This is a genomic window from Sulfuricella sp. T08 (assembly GCF_000971475.1).
GTDB lineage: Bacteria > Pseudomonadota > Gammaproteobacteria > Burkholderiales > Sulfuricellaceae > Sulfuricella.
Map to the genome: position 1 here is coordinate 1 of NZ_DF967541.1, position 16,311 is coordinate 16,311.

The 16,311-nt window shown below is 57.8% G+C and carries 13 protein-coding genes; 6 read left to right on the top strand and 7 right to left on the bottom strand.

Features of this window, described 5'->3' with window-relative positions; translation table 11 throughout:
* Positions 1-317 precede the first annotated feature (317 nt).
* The 5 genes from SCT_RS10725 to SCT_RS10745 all read right to left on the bottom strand — a co-directional run bounded on the left by SCT_RS10725 (position 318) and on the right by SCT_RS10745 (position 4,597).
* A complete protein-coding gene (locus SCT_RS10725; RefSeq protein ID WP_059422824.1) occupies positions 318-599 on the bottom strand; it encodes a type II toxin-antitoxin system RelE/ParE family toxin in 282 nt (93 codons plus the stop codon).
* Positions 589-837 carry a type II toxin-antitoxin system Phd/YefM family antitoxin gene (locus tag SCT_RS10730; protein ID WP_059422828.1) on the bottom strand — a complete coding sequence of 83 codons (249 nt, stop codon included), beginning with the start codon at positions 835-837 and terminating at the stop codon, positions 589-591. Before SCT_RS10730 ends, SCT_RS10725 begins: the two co-directional genes overlap by 11 nt.
* Before the next feature lie 234 nt (positions 838-1,071).
* Entirely contained in the window at positions 1,072-2,538 is a 1,467-nt protein-coding gene (gene glgA, locus SCT_RS10735; RefSeq protein WP_059422927.1) for a glycogen synthase GlgA, read from the bottom strand.
* A gap of 120 nt (positions 2,539-2,658) precedes the next feature.
* Positions 2,659-4,080, bottom strand: a complete 1,422-nt coding sequence (locus tag SCT_RS10740) for a porin (protein WP_059422829.1) — start codon at positions 4,078-4,080, stop codon at positions 2,659-2,661.
* 61 nt (positions 4,081-4,141) lie between these two features.
* Positions 4,142-4,597 (bottom strand): DsrE family protein, encoded by a 456-nt coding sequence (locus SCT_RS10745; RefSeq protein WP_059422831.1) that lies wholly within the window; start codon positions 4,595-4,597, stop codon positions 4,142-4,144.
* 190 nt (positions 4,598-4,787) lie between these two features.
* Here SCT_RS10745 and SCT_RS10750 point away from each other — a divergent pair, with 190 nt between their 5' ends.
* The 3 genes from SCT_RS10750 to pgl all read left to right on the top strand — a co-directional run bounded on the left by SCT_RS10750 (position 4,788) and on the right by pgl (position 6,984).
* Positions 4,788-5,348 (top strand): RNA polymerase sigma factor, encoded by a 561-nt coding sequence (locus SCT_RS10750; RefSeq protein ID WP_059422833.1) that lies wholly within the window; start codon positions 4,788-4,790, stop codon positions 5,346-5,348.
* Positions 5,345-6,079: a hypothetical protein gene (locus SCT_RS10755; protein ID WP_059422835.1), complete on the top strand. Its 735-nt coding sequence runs from the start codon at positions 5,345-5,347 to the stop codon at positions 6,077-6,079. The genes SCT_RS10750 and SCT_RS10755 overlap by 4 nt, the downstream gene beginning before the upstream one ends.
* Positions 6,080-6,285: 206 nt before the next feature.
* Positions 6,286-6,984 (top strand): 6-phosphogluconolactonase, encoded by a 699-nt coding sequence (pgl, locus tag SCT_RS10760; RefSeq protein ID WP_059422838.1) that lies wholly within the window; start codon positions 6,286-6,288, stop codon positions 6,982-6,984.
* Between the two features lie 48 nt (positions 6,985-7,032).
* Here pgl and pgi read toward each other — a convergent pair whose 3' ends face one another.
* Together pgi and glgB are read right to left on the bottom strand one after the other, a co-directional pair.
* A complete protein-coding gene (gene pgi, locus SCT_RS10765; protein WP_059422843.1) occupies positions 7,033-8,676 on the bottom strand; it encodes a glucose-6-phosphate isomerase in 1,644 nt (547 codons plus the stop codon).
* Between the two features lie 86 nt (positions 8,677-8,762).
* Positions 8,763-10,931 (bottom strand): 1,4-alpha-glucan branching protein GlgB, encoded by a 2,169-nt coding sequence (gene glgB / locus SCT_RS10770; protein WP_059422844.1) that lies wholly within the window; start codon positions 10,929-10,931, stop codon positions 8,763-8,765.
* 168 nt (positions 10,932-11,099) lie between these two features.
* On the opposite strand from glgB, the gene glgC reads away from it, so the two are divergent.
* From glgC to SCT_RS10785, 3 genes are all read left to right on the top strand, one after another.
* Entirely contained in the window at positions 11,100-12,377 is a 1,278-nt protein-coding gene (glgC, locus tag SCT_RS10775) for a glucose-1-phosphate adenylyltransferase (protein ID WP_059422845.1), read from the top strand.
* Between the two features lie 71 nt (positions 12,378-12,448).
* Entirely contained in the window at positions 12,449-14,215 is a 1,767-nt protein-coding gene (locus SCT_RS10780; protein ID WP_059422849.1) for a glycoside hydrolase family 57 protein, read from the top strand.
* Positions 14,216-14,292: 77 nt separating this feature from the next.
* Positions 14,293-16,299: an alpha-amylase/4-alpha-glucanotransferase domain-containing protein gene (locus SCT_RS10785; RefSeq protein WP_059422851.1), complete on the top strand. Its 2,007-nt coding sequence runs from the start codon at positions 14,293-14,295 to the stop codon at positions 16,297-16,299.
* The last annotated feature ends 12 nt before the right edge of the window (positions 16,300-16,311 follow it).

The window sequence follows — 16,311 nt, forward strand, 5'->3', positions numbered from 1 at the left end:
GCTGTTTCAGGCTAATTCCGGTGGAAAAAAGCCTGATGCCGCAATATGTTTAATTCGAGGTCCTGAATGATGACTTGTTCAGGGCTTCCCTAAGCGGACGTGCCTCTACCTATGTGCCTTGGCGGGCGCTCCCGGATTGCGCTGTGCTTCATCCGGGCTACTTGCTCAGGACTCAGGACTGTTTTATAAAGCGCCAGGTAATCCTCGGCGCTTTTTTTTAGCTGAAATCCCGCGTCACAGTCACGGGGGTCTGTTCTAACATTCCAACATCCTATGCGGGTTTCCCTCTAATTTTCGAATTGCCCGCCACCATGACTTCACCGCTTTGCGGCAGCTTTATAAACGGCGTTGCGCTCGCGTTTTCCGATGGCGACAACAACAACGATCAATTCGCTATCGCGGACCTCGTAAATCAGACGATAACCGACACTCCTGAGTTTGATTTTGAATCTGTCATTGTGGCCTGACAGTTTCGACGCTGGAACACGCGGATTCAGCAAGCGCTCTTCCAGCTTTTTCTTGAACTGGTCGCGCACATTGCTGTCGAGTTTTCGCCACTCCCTCAAGGCTTCCTCTTTGAAGGCGAGGCTATAGCTCACTTAGCTTGACCTTGATTTCCGCCTGGCCCGAACGTGCATCGGCGATCGCATTCAGTTCAATGTCTTCCAGCCTATCCATAAGCGCCTCGTAGGCTTTCGCCGGGACGCAATAGAAAGCCGGTTCGTTCCGGTTGAGGATCGCTACCGGAAAGCCGTCACCCGCGGCAACGGTACCCATTGGGTTCTTCTTCAATTCTGAAACGCTGGCGGTCGTTTCCGCCAAAATTACGTTTGCCATGATGTTCTCCAACACTCATAAGAGTGTTAATAGTAGCACTATTAACAGGTCTCGTAAGAATCATTTTGTGGGTAAAGGAGGCATAAGGGGGGCAGTAGGCGTAGACCGGATGGAATGAAATGGAATCAGGGGCATCCTGCCGTGGTGCGGGATGGTTGCCGGGCGGACGTGCCCCTGCCCATGTGCCTTGGCGGGCACTCCCGGATTGCGCTGTGCTTCATCCGGGCTACTTGTTCAGGACTCAGGACTCAGGACTGATTTATAAAGCGCCAGGTAATCCTCGGCGCTTTTTTTCCAGCTGAAATCCCGCGTCATGGCGTTATGCTGGATGGCGTGCCATGCTTGCTTGTCACGGTAGGTGGCGAGTGCGCGGTGGATGCTGGCCAGAAATGCCTTGGCGGTCATCGGTGAGAATATGAAGCCGGTGACGCCATCCTCTACCGTATCCGTCAACCCGCCGGTAGCATGCACGATCGGCGGGGTGCCGTAGCGCTGGCTGTACATCTGGTTGAGGCCGCACGGCTCGAAGCGTGAGGGCATCAGGAACATGTCTGCGCCGGCTTCGACCAGATGCGACAATCCTTCGTCAAAGCCGATCGTCACTCCCACGTTGTCCGGATGTGCGTGGGCGAGGTTCCGGAAGCCGTTTTCCAGCACGGTTTCGCCGGTTCCAAGCAGGACGATCTGCACGTTCTCTTGCAGCAGTTGCGGCGCAATCTCCAGCAGCAGGTCTCCGCCTTTCTGCTGGGTGATGCGGCTGATCATGCCCAGCAGCGGGATGTCCGGGTCGCGCTTCAATCCCATCTTTTCCTGCAGGGCGAGCTTGTTGGCGGTCTTGCCGGCCATCTGCCCAGCGTCGTATCCCTGCACCAGATGCGGGTCGGTGGCTGGATTCCAGTCGCTAGTGTCGATGCCGTTGACGATCCCGGTCAGTTTATTGCTGCGGCGAGCGAGCAGCCCCTGCATGCCGAAGCCGAGCGCTTTCTGCTGGATTTCCTGAGCGTAGGTGGGGCTTACCGTGGAGATGTGGTCTGTATAATAGAGGCCAGCCTTGAGAGTCGAGAAATTGCCGTAGTATTCCACCCCTTCGATGCTGAAGCATGCCGGCGGCAGGCCAACCTCGTCCACGACGTGGGGAGGGAAGATGCCCTGGAAGGCTAGGTTGTGGATGGTCATGACTGTCGCTGCTTTCTTCCCATGCATGAAGTGCAGAAAAGCGGGTACAAGGGCGCTTTGCCAGTCGTTGCAGTGAACGATGTCAGGACGGAAGGAGAGGGGCGAGGCATCGCTGCCAAGGATCGCGCCGATCCGGGAAAGCAGGGCAAAGCGCTGGGCATTGTCCGGCCAGTCGATGCCGGTTGGGTTCTGGTAGGGACCGCCGTCGCGCTGGTAGAGTACAGGGCAGTCGATGATCAGCAGCGGCACGCCACTGCCCGGCAGCGAGGCCGATAGCAGACGTACTTCGCCGGCTTCGGGCAGGTCGTGGAAGGTGTAGAGCAACCGCTTGTTCTTGGCACCGGCCAGCACTTTCGGGTAACCCGGCACCAGCACCCGCACTTCCGTACCCAGCTCGCGCAATGCCGCGGGCAGTGCGCCGCTGACATCGGCCAGCCCGCCGGTTTTGATCAGGGGATGGATTTCCGGCGTGACGAAAAGAACTTTCAGGGATTTTTTTGGTTTTTTTGTGCTTGGGGCTGGCATGAGCATCACCTTGAATTTTGGCCAAATTATATCATGCCGGCAACACGCAATGGAGAAAGGGCCGCGATCCGGCCAGAAAGTCCGGGTTCGCGGCCCTATGCAGAGGTGCTATTGCTACTGTCAGAAAACCCAGGTCATCTGCGCGCTGAGTCGGTCGCCTACTGAACCGCCAATAATTCCAGCGGCCGTGCCCTGGATTTTTTGGGGGTTGGTAAGTTGCGCCTCAGGGTGAACGACCTTGATGTCACGGATTTCGTAGTTCAGTGCAAAGCGCACTTTGGGGCTGTAGAAATACTGACCGCCCAGGGTCCAGGTGCTGGCTTTACGTTCGTCGTAGGCCGAATTCGTCATTTTGCTGAGTTCGTCATAGCGCAGGTCCACCTCCCATTTTGGCGCAAATTGCCAGCCCGCTTCCAGGTAGTAGCCGTCGGCCTTGTTGCTGGAATCTAGCGCCACATAATCGACCGGTTCGAAGGGGGTGGTGGTGGAAGTGGTGCCGCCCAAATCGTTGAATTGCGGCGTGGGCGCCACGTAGATCATACCTTTGGCGCGAATGTATTCGCCGCTCACCCGCACGCCATGGCGCAGGTACTTTGCGCCGATGCCTTCGCGGATGCGGTTGTAGTCGGTGCCGCCATAGGCGCGCTTGCCATCCTGATGCCAGGCGTAAGCCATGACGTCTTCCCGTTTCGGGCCGCTGCCCTGGAATACGTAGGCGGCCTGCACGCGGGCCGTCACATCGTGATTGCCACTGTTGAGGTCGTCACTGAAATCGATGCCATTGGCCTGGCTGGCCATCAGCGCATAGGCATACTCCCATCTGCCCCGGTTGAACCAGTCGTACACTTCGACACCGACATCGCGGAAGCCGCCAAATGCGCCATTGAGTTTCGACATCGCCATCGGCGCGCCCACCACGGGTGCATGATTACGCGACGCATTGGTATAGGGTTCGACGAAGCGCTCATTGAGCAACTGGTCGGTGACGGTGGTGAAGTTGATGTAATCCATGATATGGACGCCCACCATGGCTTCCTCGCCGAGCGGGAGGCGGCCCAGGCCAACGCGGATGCGTGCGCCGGGGATGTAATTGAAAGTCACCGTGGCGTCAGTGAATACTGCTTGCCTTTCGCGGGTCAGGCCGTTGTTGCCGAGTTCGGCCAGGGCGAAATAGTTGATCTTCTCATCCGTTCCCGGAATCACGCCGCGCACCCCGGGGCGTGCGCGGAACATCTGCAACTGATCGCTGTGGGCGAGATCAGGACCCACCAGATTGAACAGGGCAGTTTGTCCATTGTAAGCCCGAAGTCCCGCCGGCACTGCAACATTGGCGCCGTTTACAGGGGATACGACTGTAGCGGGAATGCCGCTGACTGTCCCGCCTTCGTTATGCGTATAGGTTGGCTGGATGAAGCCCCAGAAAGTATAGGGCGCAGCGCCCGGCTGCTCGTTGTTCTGCAGTTGGAACCAGTTGGTGGCGAATGAAGCGGGCGCATGCGCGAAAGCGGCGACCATTGCGGCCGCCAGTAAGGTTTTTTTCATATGTCCTCTCCTGAAGGGGGTATTTGAATTTTAATTTGGTCGGTCTACACGCTTTGCCGTTTTAGGGGCGAATGTAGGCGTAGCCTTCTTTTTGTTTTTTCATCAGTTCGATCACGCCGGCCGGTACATAGCTAAGGGATGAGAGCATGTCGTCCTTGGTGAGATTCTGTGCCTTCATGGTGTTCTCGCAGGCGACGATCTTGACGCCGCTTCCGATTGATTCATCGATGCGGTTTGCGACAGCGGAATCGAATTTGAGCATGCCTATTCCGGGGCCATAGACCACGATTTCGATGTCGGCGTTTTGCGCACCGAGCTCTTGCTGTACGTTCTTGGCGTTGTTGAGTGTAAGGTTCCATATTTTCGGGTCGCCTGCGCTGACCTGGAATACCACTTTTTGCTTATCCGCGGTAGCTTGCGGGGCGGGAGCATCGACGGCCTGGGCGGTGCTCGAAGCGAAGGACAGTACCAGCGCGGAAGCGGCGGCCATGTGCTGGAATTGACGTAAAATTTTCATTTGGTGTTGTCTCCTGTTTGTAATAATTGAGTTGTGGCGGTGCACTGCCACTGCAATTGATGACGGCTGGAGCAAGGCATTTATTCCACTTTTTTTAAAAAGTTAAATAATTCACCGGCGATGGAATATTTTAGTTGGCTGCCACGTCGTATACTTTAATGTTCAATTTTCAGGCCGATATTCCGATACGATGAAAATCCTTTCCCTGTTCAGCCGCTCCCATACCTTCCACGACCAATTGGAGCAAAGCCGAGTGCGTCTATATCGGGTTGCATACTCCTGGAGTCATGACGCGGCGCTGGCGGACGACCTGGTACAGGAAACCCTGGCCAAGGCGCTGAAGAATTACGGTCAGTTGCGTGACCCGGAAATGCTGATTAGTTGGCTGTTCAGCATTTTGACCAACTGCTGGCGCGATCATTTCCGGCAGCACCGAGAGATGGAGGATATTGATGAAATTGAGGATTACCGCTGTGTGCACGAAACCACACCTGAAGATGAGCATGCGCAGACCCAGGTTGTGGGCCGGGTGCGCGGGGCGGTAGCCAGGCTCGCGCTGGGCCAGCGCCAGGTGCTGACGCTGGTGGATCTGGAAGAGTTTTCCTATGCCGAGGTCGCTACTATTCTGGAGATTCCGGTCGGTACCGTGATGAGCCGCTTGTGTCGTGCGAGACGGGCGTTGAAGGAGATGTTGCAGGAACTTGCACCAGTGCAGTCCGCGCAGATCAGCCATATCAGGAGAGTCAAGTGAAGCAGGATAATCAAGGCGTATCAGATGAATTCCTCAATGCATTTGTGGATGATCAACTCGACGGGGCTGAGAAAAGCCAGGCGTTCGATGCGATCGAGCATGATGATGCGCTGAAGGAACGGGTGTGTGAACTGCGCGGGCTGAAGGAGAGGATGCGGCACGCCTATGAGCACCCTCCTACCCGGGGCAGATCAGTGGAGAAAGGGCGGCGTTTGCGCGTACCGCTTCTTCAGGCGCTGGCTGCTTGCCTGCTGCTGTGCATCGGCGCAGCCTCCGGCTGGTTTGCCCACACCTGGACAGGGATGGGGGGCGACAAAGAAATGACGCGCCTGCTCCAGAGCGCGCAGCGCAACGATGTCGGGGCGGAGTCCCAAAAATTCATTGTTCACGTGAGTTCATCCAATCCAATCCGGCTCAAAACAGCGCTGGACGAAACCGAGAACCTGCTGGACAGCTATCGACGGTCCGGTCGAAAGCTCCAGATTGAAATCGTTGCCAATGGCGGGGGGGTCGATTTGCTGCGTGCGGATGTCTCTCCCTATGCCAAGCGTATCGGCTTGATGCAGGAAAAATATCCTAACCTTGGTTTCATAGCCTGCGGCCAGACCATCAAGAAACTCCAGGGAAAAGGGGTGGACGTACAACTGCTACCGCATACAGGGGTTGCCTCTTCTGCCTTGGACCAGATCACCTTGCGTCTGAAGCAGGACTGGGTTTACATCAAGGTATGAGGGTAGCCTGAGTCTCGCCTGGCCTGCTTATGCATTCGCCGCAATCGTTTTTTGCTGCAGATCGTGGCACCCACCCGAATCAGTTTGGACTCTGCATTCACTTTCCTGATCTATACTAAGAAATGTAATGGGAAAGGAAGGCAGCATGAATATCTGCATGATAGGCCTCGGCAGTATGCTGCAGCGGCTTGTTCCATGGTGAAGATATGACACCACCGCAACTTTGCCGCTGGTATCTTTTTTCTTCGGCGCAGGACTTGCAGGCTGAAGCAGTCAGCATGATTGCTCGTGCCGCCGAGCAGGCGATTGTAGATTCCGGTGCCTTCCGTCTGGTGCTGGCCGGCGGCAATACCCCCCGTGCCTTGTATGAGCGGCTGCGAACTTTAAAGACCAACTGGGAAGCCTGGCATATCTATTTCGGCGACGAACGCTGCCTGCCCGCTGTTGACCCGGAGCGCAACAGCGCCATGGCGCGGGATGCCTGGCTGGACCATGTTCCTGTGCCGCAAAAGCAGGTTTATGCAATTCCGGCCGAAATGGGGGCAAAAGCAGCTGCAGCAGCCTATTCCGCCACCTTGAAGCAGGTTGGGGAGTTCGATCTGGTGCTGCTCGGGCTGGGCGAGGATGGACATACCGCCAGCCTGTTCCCCGGCAACGATTGGGGCCAGGAGATGGACTCTCCTGTAGCTCTGCCGATATTTGATGCGCCCAAGGCACCGGCTGAGCGGGTAAGCTTGAGTGCTTGGCGCTTGGGCCAGACAAAGCAGGTGTTGTTCCTGGTGACCGGGGAGAGCAAGCATGAAGCCGTGATGAACTGGCGCGCCGGTGCCAATATTCCTGCCCGCGCCATTATTCCCCTGCATGGGGTGGATGTGCTGGCCGAAAGCGTCCTGGTTAAGGGTTAGCTCGTCAAGTCAACTGCGTGGGCGGCATCCATTCTCTGGTGTGGCGTCCTAACCCCTGCGTCCCTTGAAATAATTGATCAATCCGTTGGTGGAAGAGTCGTGGGAAGAGACGGCTGCCTTGCCGTCAAGTTCGGGCAGGATTTTCTGCGCCAGTTGCTTACCCAGTTCCACCCCCCACTGATCGAAGGGGTTGAGGTTCCAGATCATGCCCTGCACGAAGACCTTGTGCTCGTAGAGTGCGATCAACGCGCCCAGGGTCCTGGGGTCGAGTTTCTGGAACAAAATCGAGTTGGTCGGGCTGTTGCCGGGAAATACCTTGTGCGGTAATAGCTGTTTAAGCGCTGCGCCCTTCATGCCTGCCGCTTCCAGTTCGGCGCGGGCTTCTTCAGCCGTTTTTCCCTTCATCAGCGCTTCGGTCTGGGCAAAGAAGTTGGAGAGCAGGATGGCGTGATGTTCGCCGATGGGGTTGTGGCTTTCCACCGGGGCGAGAAAATCCGCCGGCACCAGACGGGTGCCCTGGTGAATCAGCTGGTAGAAGGCGTGCTGGCCGTTGGTGCCAGGTTCGCCCCAGATCACCGGGCCGGTGGTGTAATCGACGGTTTTGCCGCTGCGGTCGACACGTTTGCCGTTGCTTTCCATGTCGAGCTGTTGCAGGTAAGCTGGAAAACGCGCGAGGGATTGGTCGTAGGGCAGCACGGCGTGACTGTGGGCATTCCAGAAGTTGGCGTGCCACATCCCGATCAGGGCCATGATCACCGGCATGTTGCTTTCCAGCGATGCGCTGCGGAAGTGCTCGTCCATTTCGAAGGCGCCCGTCAGCAAGGCCTCGAAATGGTCCATGCCGATGAAAACAGCAATCGGCAGTCCGATCGCCGACCACAGCGAGTAGCGTCCGCCCACCCAGTCCCAGAATTCGAACATGTGCGCGGTGTCGATGCCGAACTGCGCGACGGCGGTGGTGTTGGTGGAAACAGCGACGAAATGTCGGGCGACGGCGGCTTCGTCGCCCGCCGAGCGGAGCAGCCATTCGCGCGCAGAGGCTGCGTTGGTCATGGTTTCCTGGGTGGTGAAGGTCTTCGAGGCGACGATGAACAGCGTGGTTGTCGGGTCGAGCCGCTTCAGCGTTTCCGCAAGCTGGGTGCCGTCGATATTGGAAACGAAGTGGGCATACAGCCCCGGCTTGCCATAGGGTGCGAGCGCCAGGCAGGCCATTGCCGGGCCGAGATCGGAGCCGCCGATGCCGATGTTGACGATGTCGGTGATTGGTTTGCCGGTGTAGCCCTTCCAGTGCCCCGAGCGCACACTTTCCGAAAATTCGCGCATCTTGCCGAGTACGCGCCTTATTTCAGGCATGACGTCTTGCCCGTCGAACATGACCGGACGACTGGAGCGGTTGCGCAACGCCGTGTGCAGTACCGCGCGGTTTTCAGTGAAGTTGATCTTGTCGCCGGTGAACATTTTTTCGCGCCAGCCTTCGATATCCACTTTACGCGCCAGCGCCGCCAGCAGCGACATGGTCTCCGAGTCGATACGGTTTTTCGAGTAATCCAGCAGGATGCCGCAGGCCTCCAGGGAAAATTTGTCGAATCGCTTGGGGTCGGCGGCAAAAAGCTCGCGCAACGAGGTTGAGGCCAGTGTTTTCTGATGCGCTTTCAGCGCCTGCCAGGGTGTCGAGCGGGTGAGGGCGGACATTTTATTTATTCATTCTGTGGAAATGGGTAATGGGTAAAGAGTGATGGGTAATGGCGATGGTTTTCATCACTCATTACCCATCACTTTCACTCGGCCAAAGCCAATACTATCCCCGCCAGCGGCGGTACGGTGATTACGATGGAATAAGGGTGGCCCATCCATGGCGTATTCTCGGCAACGGCACCTTCGCCGTTGCCCTGGTTGGAACCGTCGTAATATTGCGAGTCGCTGTTGAATATTTCCCGGTACAGGCCGGGTTGCGGCACGCCGATGCGGTAGCCGAGGCGCGGCACCGGGGTGAAATTCAGCATCACTGCCACGAACGAGCCATCCCTGGCGCGCCGCAGGTAAGAAAGCACCGACTGGTCGGCGTCGTGGCAGTCGATCCAGGCAAAACCGTCGGAGGTGAAGTCGAGTTCGTGCAGGGCTGGCCAATCCCTGTAAAGATGGTTGAGATCGCGCATCATGTTCTGGACGCTGCTGTGGCAGCCATATTGCAGCAGCCACCACTCGAGTTCGCCGCCGACTTGCCACTCACGACCCTGGGCAATTTCATTGCCCATGAAATTGAGTTTTTTCCCCGGGTAGGTCATCTGGTAGGTGAACAGCAGGCGCAGGTTGGCGAATTTCTGCCAGTCGTCTCCCGGCATCTTGTTAAGCAGAGAACTCTTGCCGTGAACTACTTCGTCATGCGAGAACGGCAGCATGAAATTTTCGGTGTAGGCGTAGAGCTGGCCGAAAGTGAGCTCGTTGTGGTGGTAACGGCGGTGTACCGGATCGTTCTGCATGTAAGTCAGGGTGTCGTTCATCCAGCCCATGTTCCATTTCATCGAAAATCCCAGGCCGCCGAGATACACCGGACGTGACACCATCGGCCAGGACGTGGATTCCTCGGCGAAGGTGAGTGCGCCTGGAAACTCGTCGTGCACCATGATGTTGAGCTGGCGCAGGAATTCGATGGCTTCGAGATTTTCCCGTCCGCCGAACTTGTTCGGCAGCCATTCGCCGGCCTTGCGCGAGTAGTCGAGGTAGAGCATTGAAGCAACCGCGTCCACGCGCAGGCCGTCGAGGTGGAACTCCTCCAGCCAGTAATGGGCGCTGGATAACAAGAAGCCTTTTACCTCGTGCCGTCCGAAATTGAAGATGTGGGTGCCCCAGTCGATATGCAGGCCCAGTCGCGGATCTTCGTGCTCGTACAACGCGGTGCCGTCGTAGCGTGCGAGCGCCCAGGCATCCTGCGGGAAGTGCGCCGGCACCCAGTCGAGGATGACGCCGATGTCTGCCTGGTGGCAGGCGTCGACGAAGGCGCGCAGATCGTCCGGTGTGCCATGACGCGAGGTCGGGGCGAAGTAGCCGGTGGTCTGGTAGCCCCAGGACTCATCCAGCGGGTGCTCGGAAATCGGCAGCAGTTCGATGTGGGTGTACCCCATTTCCTTGACGTAGGGGACCAGGCTTTCGGCCAGTTCGCGCCAGGTGTAGAAGCGCCCGTCTGGGTGACGCCGCCACGAGCCGGCATGGATTTCGTAGACGTTGAACGGCGCGTGCAGCCAGTCGAGGTTCTTGCGTTTCTCCAGCCAGGTGCCGTCCTGCCAGGCATGGCCTGCAGGCGCAACGATGCGGGCGGCGGTATTCGGACGCAGTTCGAATTCTCTGGCGTAGGGGTCGGCCTTGACCAGCACCTGGCCGCTGTGGCGGTTACGGATTTCGAATTTGTACAGGCTGCCAGGAGGAAGCCCGGGGATGAAGATTTCCCACACTCCCGAGCTTCCCAGGCTACGCATCGGGTGGACGCGGCCGTCCCAGCCGTTGAAGTCGCCGACCACGCTGACTCTCTCCGCGTTGGGCGCCCATACCGCGAAGCGCACGCCCGCAATGCCGAGGCTTTCCATCGGCTGCGCGCCCAGCATGTGGTAGCCCTGATAGAGCCGGCCTTCGCCGAAAAGGAAGAGGTCGTGCTCGCTGATGGTGCTGGGGAAGGAATAGGGGTCGTGGCTGGTTTTCAGTACCCCGTTTTGCAGGTGGCGCAGACGGCACGGAGCGGACGGCGCTTCCTTGCCACGCCACTCGAACAGGCCATGCGAGTCGGTTTTTTGCATGTCCTCCCAGTCATCTCCCATCTGTAGCCAGAGTTTTTCGGAGAGGGGCGCAAAGACCCGGACTGTCCAGCTTTCGTTGGCTTGGTGCGCGCCGAGGAAGGCGAAAGGATCGTGCAGCCGAGCTTGAAGCAAAGACTTTATCCGTGGATTGACTTTCATGATTTGTCGTGTTTCTATAAATTTAGAAATATATTTGGATTATAACGGCAGTTACTCGGGTTGCGGGAGATTTCGGTCTGCTATAATCCTTCCTTGTGTGCTCTCCTCGTTAAGCTGTGCTCGGATGGGCTTCAATAGGTTCCCGATAATCGTAAGTGGAGGTCAGTCTTGGAGAAAGAATATCCACGTTTTGTCAGCTTGTTGACGAAAAACACCGTCGCACTGATCCTCGCCGGTGGGCGTGGTTCCCGCCTGAAGAACCTGACCGAGTGGCGCGCCAAACCCGCCGTGCCTTTCGCCGGCAAATTCCGCATCATCGATTTCCCGCTTTCCAACTGCGTCAATTCCGGCATCCGCCGCATCGGCGTCATCACCCAGTACAAAGCGCATAGCCTGCTGCAGCATCTGCACCGTGGCTGGAGCTTCCTGCGCGGCGAATTCAACGAATTTGTCGAGTTGATGCCGGCGCAGCAGCGTATCGACGAAACCATGTGGTACCGCGGCACCGCCGATGCGGTGTTCCAGAACATGGACATCCTGCGCAACTACGATTCGACCTATGTCCTGATCCTGGCGGGCGACCACGTTTACAAGATGGACTACGGTGAAATGCTGGCGTTTCATGCCGCCAGCGCGGCCGACATGACGGTGGCCTGCATCGATGTGCCTATTGAAGATGCCAAGGAATTCGGCGTGATGTCGGTGGATGAGCAGCATCGCGTGGTCGCCTTCCATGAAAAACCTGAGCATCCGCAGCCGACCTCGGCCAATCCCGATATGGCACTGGCGAGCATGGGTATTTACGTATTCAACGCTGAATTTCTCTACGAGCAACTGACCCGCGACGCCGACGATCCGAATTCCTCGCATGATTTCGGCAAGGACATCATCCCCCATATCATGTCGCGCTACCGCATCTTCGCTCATCGCTTCTCCGACAGCTGTGTGGCCGCACCAGGGGAGGTGCCTTACTGGCGCGATGTGGGAACGGTGGATGCCTATTGGGAAGCCAATATGGAACTCACCAAGGTCACCCCTGACCTCAACCTTTACGACAAGACCTGGCCGATCTGGACTTACCAGGCGCAACTGCCGCCCGCCAAGTTCGTGTTCGACGATGAGACTCGTCGTGGCTCGGCGGTGGATTCCCTGGTGTCGGGCGGCTGCATCATCAGCGGTGCGACGGTGCGCCGCTCGCTGCTGTTCTCCAATGTCTATGTCCACAGTTTTGCCGAGGTCAGCGATTCGGTAGTGTTGACGGACGTGGACATCGGGCGTGGCGCCCGCCTGCACCGGGTGGTGGTGGACAAGGGCTGCAAGATCCCGGAAGGGCTGGTAGTGGGGGAAAACCCTGAGGAGGATGCCAAGCGCTTTCACGTGACAAAAAAGGGGATCACCCTGATTACGCCCGATATGCTTGGGCAGCAGCTGCATCATCTTAGATAAATTCGAATCCTGAGTTGAAAGTGCTGAGTCCTGAGTAATCACCAGGCACTCAGCACTCGTCACTGAAACCTATGACCGACAAAAAACTCCATCTGATCCTGTGCTGGCACATGCACCAGCCGGATTATCGTAATCTGACTACGGGCGAGTACATGCTGCCGTGGACCTATTTGCATGCCATGAAGGATTATTCCGACATGGCCTATCACCTGGAAAGCCATCCCCAGGCCAAGTCGGTGTTCAATTTTGTTCCCGTGCTGCTGGATCAGCTGGAGGATTACAGTCGACAATTCGAGCAAGGCAAACTGCGCGATCCATTGCTTGCCTTGTTAATCGAAAAGGATCTGAATAGCCTCTCTTCCGTCAGGCGCGAACTGGTTTTTGACAGCTGTTTTCGCAGCAACCATACCAAGATGATCGACCCTTACCCGGCCTACAAGCGGCTGAGCGATCTGTACAAGTACCATGAGCTGAACGGTGAGGCGAGCCTGGATTTTCTTTCCGGGCAGTACCTGGCGGATCTGCTGGTCTGGTACCACCTGGTATGGTGCGGTGAAAGCGTGCGGCGCAGCAGCGAGCTGGTGGTCAATCTGATGGCGAAGGGTTCGCATTTCACCCTTGCCGATCGCCGTCTACTGTTCGACCTGATCGGAAAAACCATCCAGGGATTGATTCCGCGTTACCGAAAGCTGGCCGATTCCGGCCAGATCGAAATTTCCACTACTCCCCATTATCACCCTATCGTGCCCCTCTTGATTGACTTCAAGGTGGCGCGGGAATGCATGCCCGGCGTTGCTCTGCCGGAAGCGTTATGCTATCCGGGCGGACTGAAGCGAGCTTCTTTCCATATTACGTCCGCAATCGAAAGCCACCGCGACCGTTTTGGCATCGCACCGCAGGGTGTCTGGCCCGCTGAGGGCGGTGTGTCTCAGGCGGCGGCGACGGTGTTTGCCGAACATGGGTGCCGCTGGATGGCGAGCGGAGAGGCCGTGCTGGTTAACAGCCTGCGTGGGCTGGACGGGAACCAGCCGGTGCCGTCCAGAATGGACTATCTCTATCGGCCTTACCGCCTCGCTACGGGCGATCATGAGATCGTATCCTTCTTTCGTGACGACAAGCTGTCGGACAAGATCGGCTTCGAATATGCGAAGTGGTTCGGCAGGGATGCGGTGGATAATTTCATTGATGAGTTGGAGGAAATCTGGCGGCATACGCCGGAAGGCGAGAGCCCTGTTGTCAGCGTTATCCTGGACGGGGAAAATGCCTGGGAATACTACCCCTACAACGGATATTACTTTCTATCCGAGATGTACGATGCGCTGGAGTCGCACCCTTTCATCCGCACCACCACCTTCAAGGATTATCTCGACGGCTGCGTGGAAAATAACGGCATGCAGGCGCAATTGCCGCTAGGCCTGGTTGAGAACACAGGAAATACAAGTCCGGCGATGGGCAAATTGCCCTACCTGGTTGCCGGCAGCTGGGTGTATGGCACGTTTTCCACCTGGATCGGAGATCCCGCAAAGAACCGCGCCTGGGATCTGCTATGCTCCGCCAAGCAAAGCTTCGATCTGGTCATGGGTAGCGGCCGCCTGGACAAGCAGGAAGTTGACCTCGCACATAAACAGCTGGCCGATTGCGAGGGTTCCGACTGGTTCTGGTGGTTCGGCGATTACAACCCGCAGCACAGCGTAGAGAGTTTCGACAAGCTGTATCGGGATAATCTGTCTAACCTCTATCGGTTGCTGAAACTGCCCGTGCCGGAACAGCTCGGCAAGCCGATCAGCCACGGCGGCGGCAGCCCTGAAGCGGGTGGAGCAATGCGCAGAGCAGCTTGAAGCGGACAGCTATCCGTCATCAGCTATCAGTTGGTGATGGGTGGCTGGATTGATAACTAACAACTAACAACTAAACAATGACCCAACCCATTTCCCTTCTGCTCGGCGTCCACGCCCACCAGCCCGTCGGCAACTTTCCGGAAGTGCTGGAGGATGCGCACCTGCGCTGCTACCGCCCGTTCATCCATACTCTGCACCGCTTCCCGGACTTCCATTTTGCGGTGCATTTTTCCGGCTGGCTGCTGGACTGGCTGTTCCAGCACTACCCCGAAGATATGGCGCTGCTGCGCGAGATGGTCAAGCGCGGGCAGGTCGAGCTGTTCGGCGCCGGAGACACCGAACCGGTGCTGGCGGTGATTCCCCATCGCGATCGAGTCGGGCAGGTGATGCGGCTGTCCGACAAGCTGGAAAAGAAGCTGGGCCAGCGACCCGCAGGCGCCTGGCTGACCGAGCGGGTGTGGGAGGCAACGGTGGTGCCGGCGCTGGCCGATTCGCAGGTCCGTTACGTCACCGTGGACGACTACCATTTCTTCTGCGCCGGCAAGACCGCGGCTGAACTGGATGGCTTCTACACGACCGAGGAGGACGGGCGCAGGCTGGACTTGTTCCCTATTTCCGAGGAGCTGCGCTATCGTTTCCCGTTTTCGCCCGCCAACGAGGCTGTTGCCTATCTGGAGAGCCTGGCCGACGAAGGGCGCACCGCGGCGGTGTATTTCGATGACATCGAGAAATTCGGGATCTGGCCGGAAACCTACGAATGGGTGTACGAGAAGGGCTGGCTGGTGAGCTTCATCGAGGGTGTGCTCGCCTCGCCGAAAATCCGCACCCAGCGCTACGGCGATTACCATGCTGCTGCCAAAACGCGCGGCGTGGTGTACCTGCCCACCACCTCCTACATCGAGATGAACGAGTGGAGCCTGCCGGCGCCTGCCGCCAACCAGTATGCGGACCTGGTGGCGCGCGCCAAGGTTGAAGGGTGGTTCGCCCAGGACAAGGCGTTCCTGCGCGGCGGCATGTGGAAGAATTTCCTTACCCGCTACCCCGAGGCGAACTGGATGCACAAGCGCATGCTGGGGCTGTCGGTTCGCCTGGACAAGCTGCCGTCGAACCGGAAGAAACCGGCGATGCTCGACGCGCTGTACCGCGCGCAGGCCAACGATGCTTACTGGCACGGGCTGTTCGGGGGGTTGTACCTGCCGCACTTGCGGCGCGCGGTGTACCACGCCATCGTCGAACTGGAGGGCAGCCTCGATCAATGCGATCCGCGTTCTGGAAGAACCCGTTTTGATTGCGACCTCGATGGCCAGGACGAGATTTTTCTGCACAATTCAGCTATCCAGGCGGTGGTGCGGGTGGATGGCAATGCCAGCGTGATCGAGTTCGACAGCTACCCGCTGCACCACAATTTCGCCGACAGCCTGATGCGCCAGACCGAGCACTACCATCGAAAAATCCACTTGCGCGAGGAGCATGGCCAGCACGAAGGCACCGGTATTGCCTCGGCGCATGATCGCGTTGTCTTCAAGCACGAGATTCATCCGGAGGATCTGGCTACCGATGTGCGCCCGCGTGGCCTGTTCGTCGACAGCATCCAGCCGGAGGGCGGCGAGTTCTCTGCCTTGCAGGATTACCAGCTGAAGACGGAGCGCGACCTGTCTCTGACCTTTGCCGGAGGCGGGGTGGAAAAACGGGTGCATTTGTCTGAAAACAGGCTGGAAGCGAGCTACCGCTTCGGCAAGGAATCCCGCGGCACGTTCACCACTGAAATCAATCTCGCCATGCCAAGCTGTGATGGTCCGGCCGGGAAGTTCGTCTTTGCGGGCCAGGTGCCGGGCGGCTTCGGCCAATTGATGGAACTGGATGCGGTCAGGGAATTGCAGCTCGACGACGATGTTCTGGGCGGCATAGTAAAATTGACCTTGAGCGAGCCGGCGCGGCTGATAAGCCGGCCCCATTTCAGCGTCTCTCAGTCCGAGGCGGGCTTCGAAAAAATCATGCAGGCGGTAACGCTGACGCTTTCGTTCCCGCTGGATAAAATTCGGCGTGAACTGCACGTGTCGCTCGAAGTGCTGCCTAAATCGTGATGGTGAGGGGTG

What these genes read in the sequence shown, in the direction of transcription:
- SCT_RS10730 (WP_059422828.1), bottom strand. Translation starts at nt 837, where the DNA reads ATGGCAAACGTAATTTTGGCGGAAACGACCGCCAGCGTTTCAGAATTG.
- glgA (WP_059422927.1), bottom strand. Translation starts at nt 2,538, where the DNA reads ATGCCAGCCCCAAGCACAAAAAAACCAAAAAAATCCCTGAAAGTTCTT.
- SCT_RS10740 (WP_059422829.1), bottom strand. Translation starts at nt 4,080, where the DNA reads ATGAAAAAAACCTTACTGGCGGCCGCAATGGTCGCCGCTTTCGCGCAT.
- SCT_RS10745 (WP_059422831.1), bottom strand. Translation starts at nt 4,597, where the DNA reads ATGAAAATTTTACGTCAATTCCAGCACATGGCCGCCGCTTCCGCGCTG.
- SCT_RS10750 (WP_059422833.1), top strand. Translation starts at nt 4,788, where the DNA reads ATGAAAATCCTTTCCCTGTTCAGCCGCTCCCATACCTTCCACGACCAA.
- pgl (WP_059422838.1), top strand. Translation starts at nt 6,286, where the DNA reads ATGACACCACCGCAACTTTGCCGCTGGTATCTTTTTTCTTCGGCGCAG.
- pgi (WP_059422843.1), bottom strand. Translation starts at nt 8,676, where the DNA reads ATGTCCGCCCTCACCCGCTCGACACCCTGGCAGGCGCTGAAAGCGCAT.
- glgB (WP_059422844.1), bottom strand. Translation starts at nt 10,931, where the DNA reads ATGAAAGTCAATCCACGGATAAAGTCTTTGCTTCAAGCTCGGCTGCAC.
- SCT_RS10780 (WP_059422849.1), top strand. Translation starts at nt 12,449, where the DNA reads ATGACCGACAAAAAACTCCATCTGATCCTGTGCTGGCACATGCACCAG.
- SCT_RS10785 (WP_059422851.1), top strand. Translation starts at nt 14,293, where the DNA reads ATGACCCAACCCATTTCCCTTCTGCTCGGCGTCCACGCCCACCAGCCC.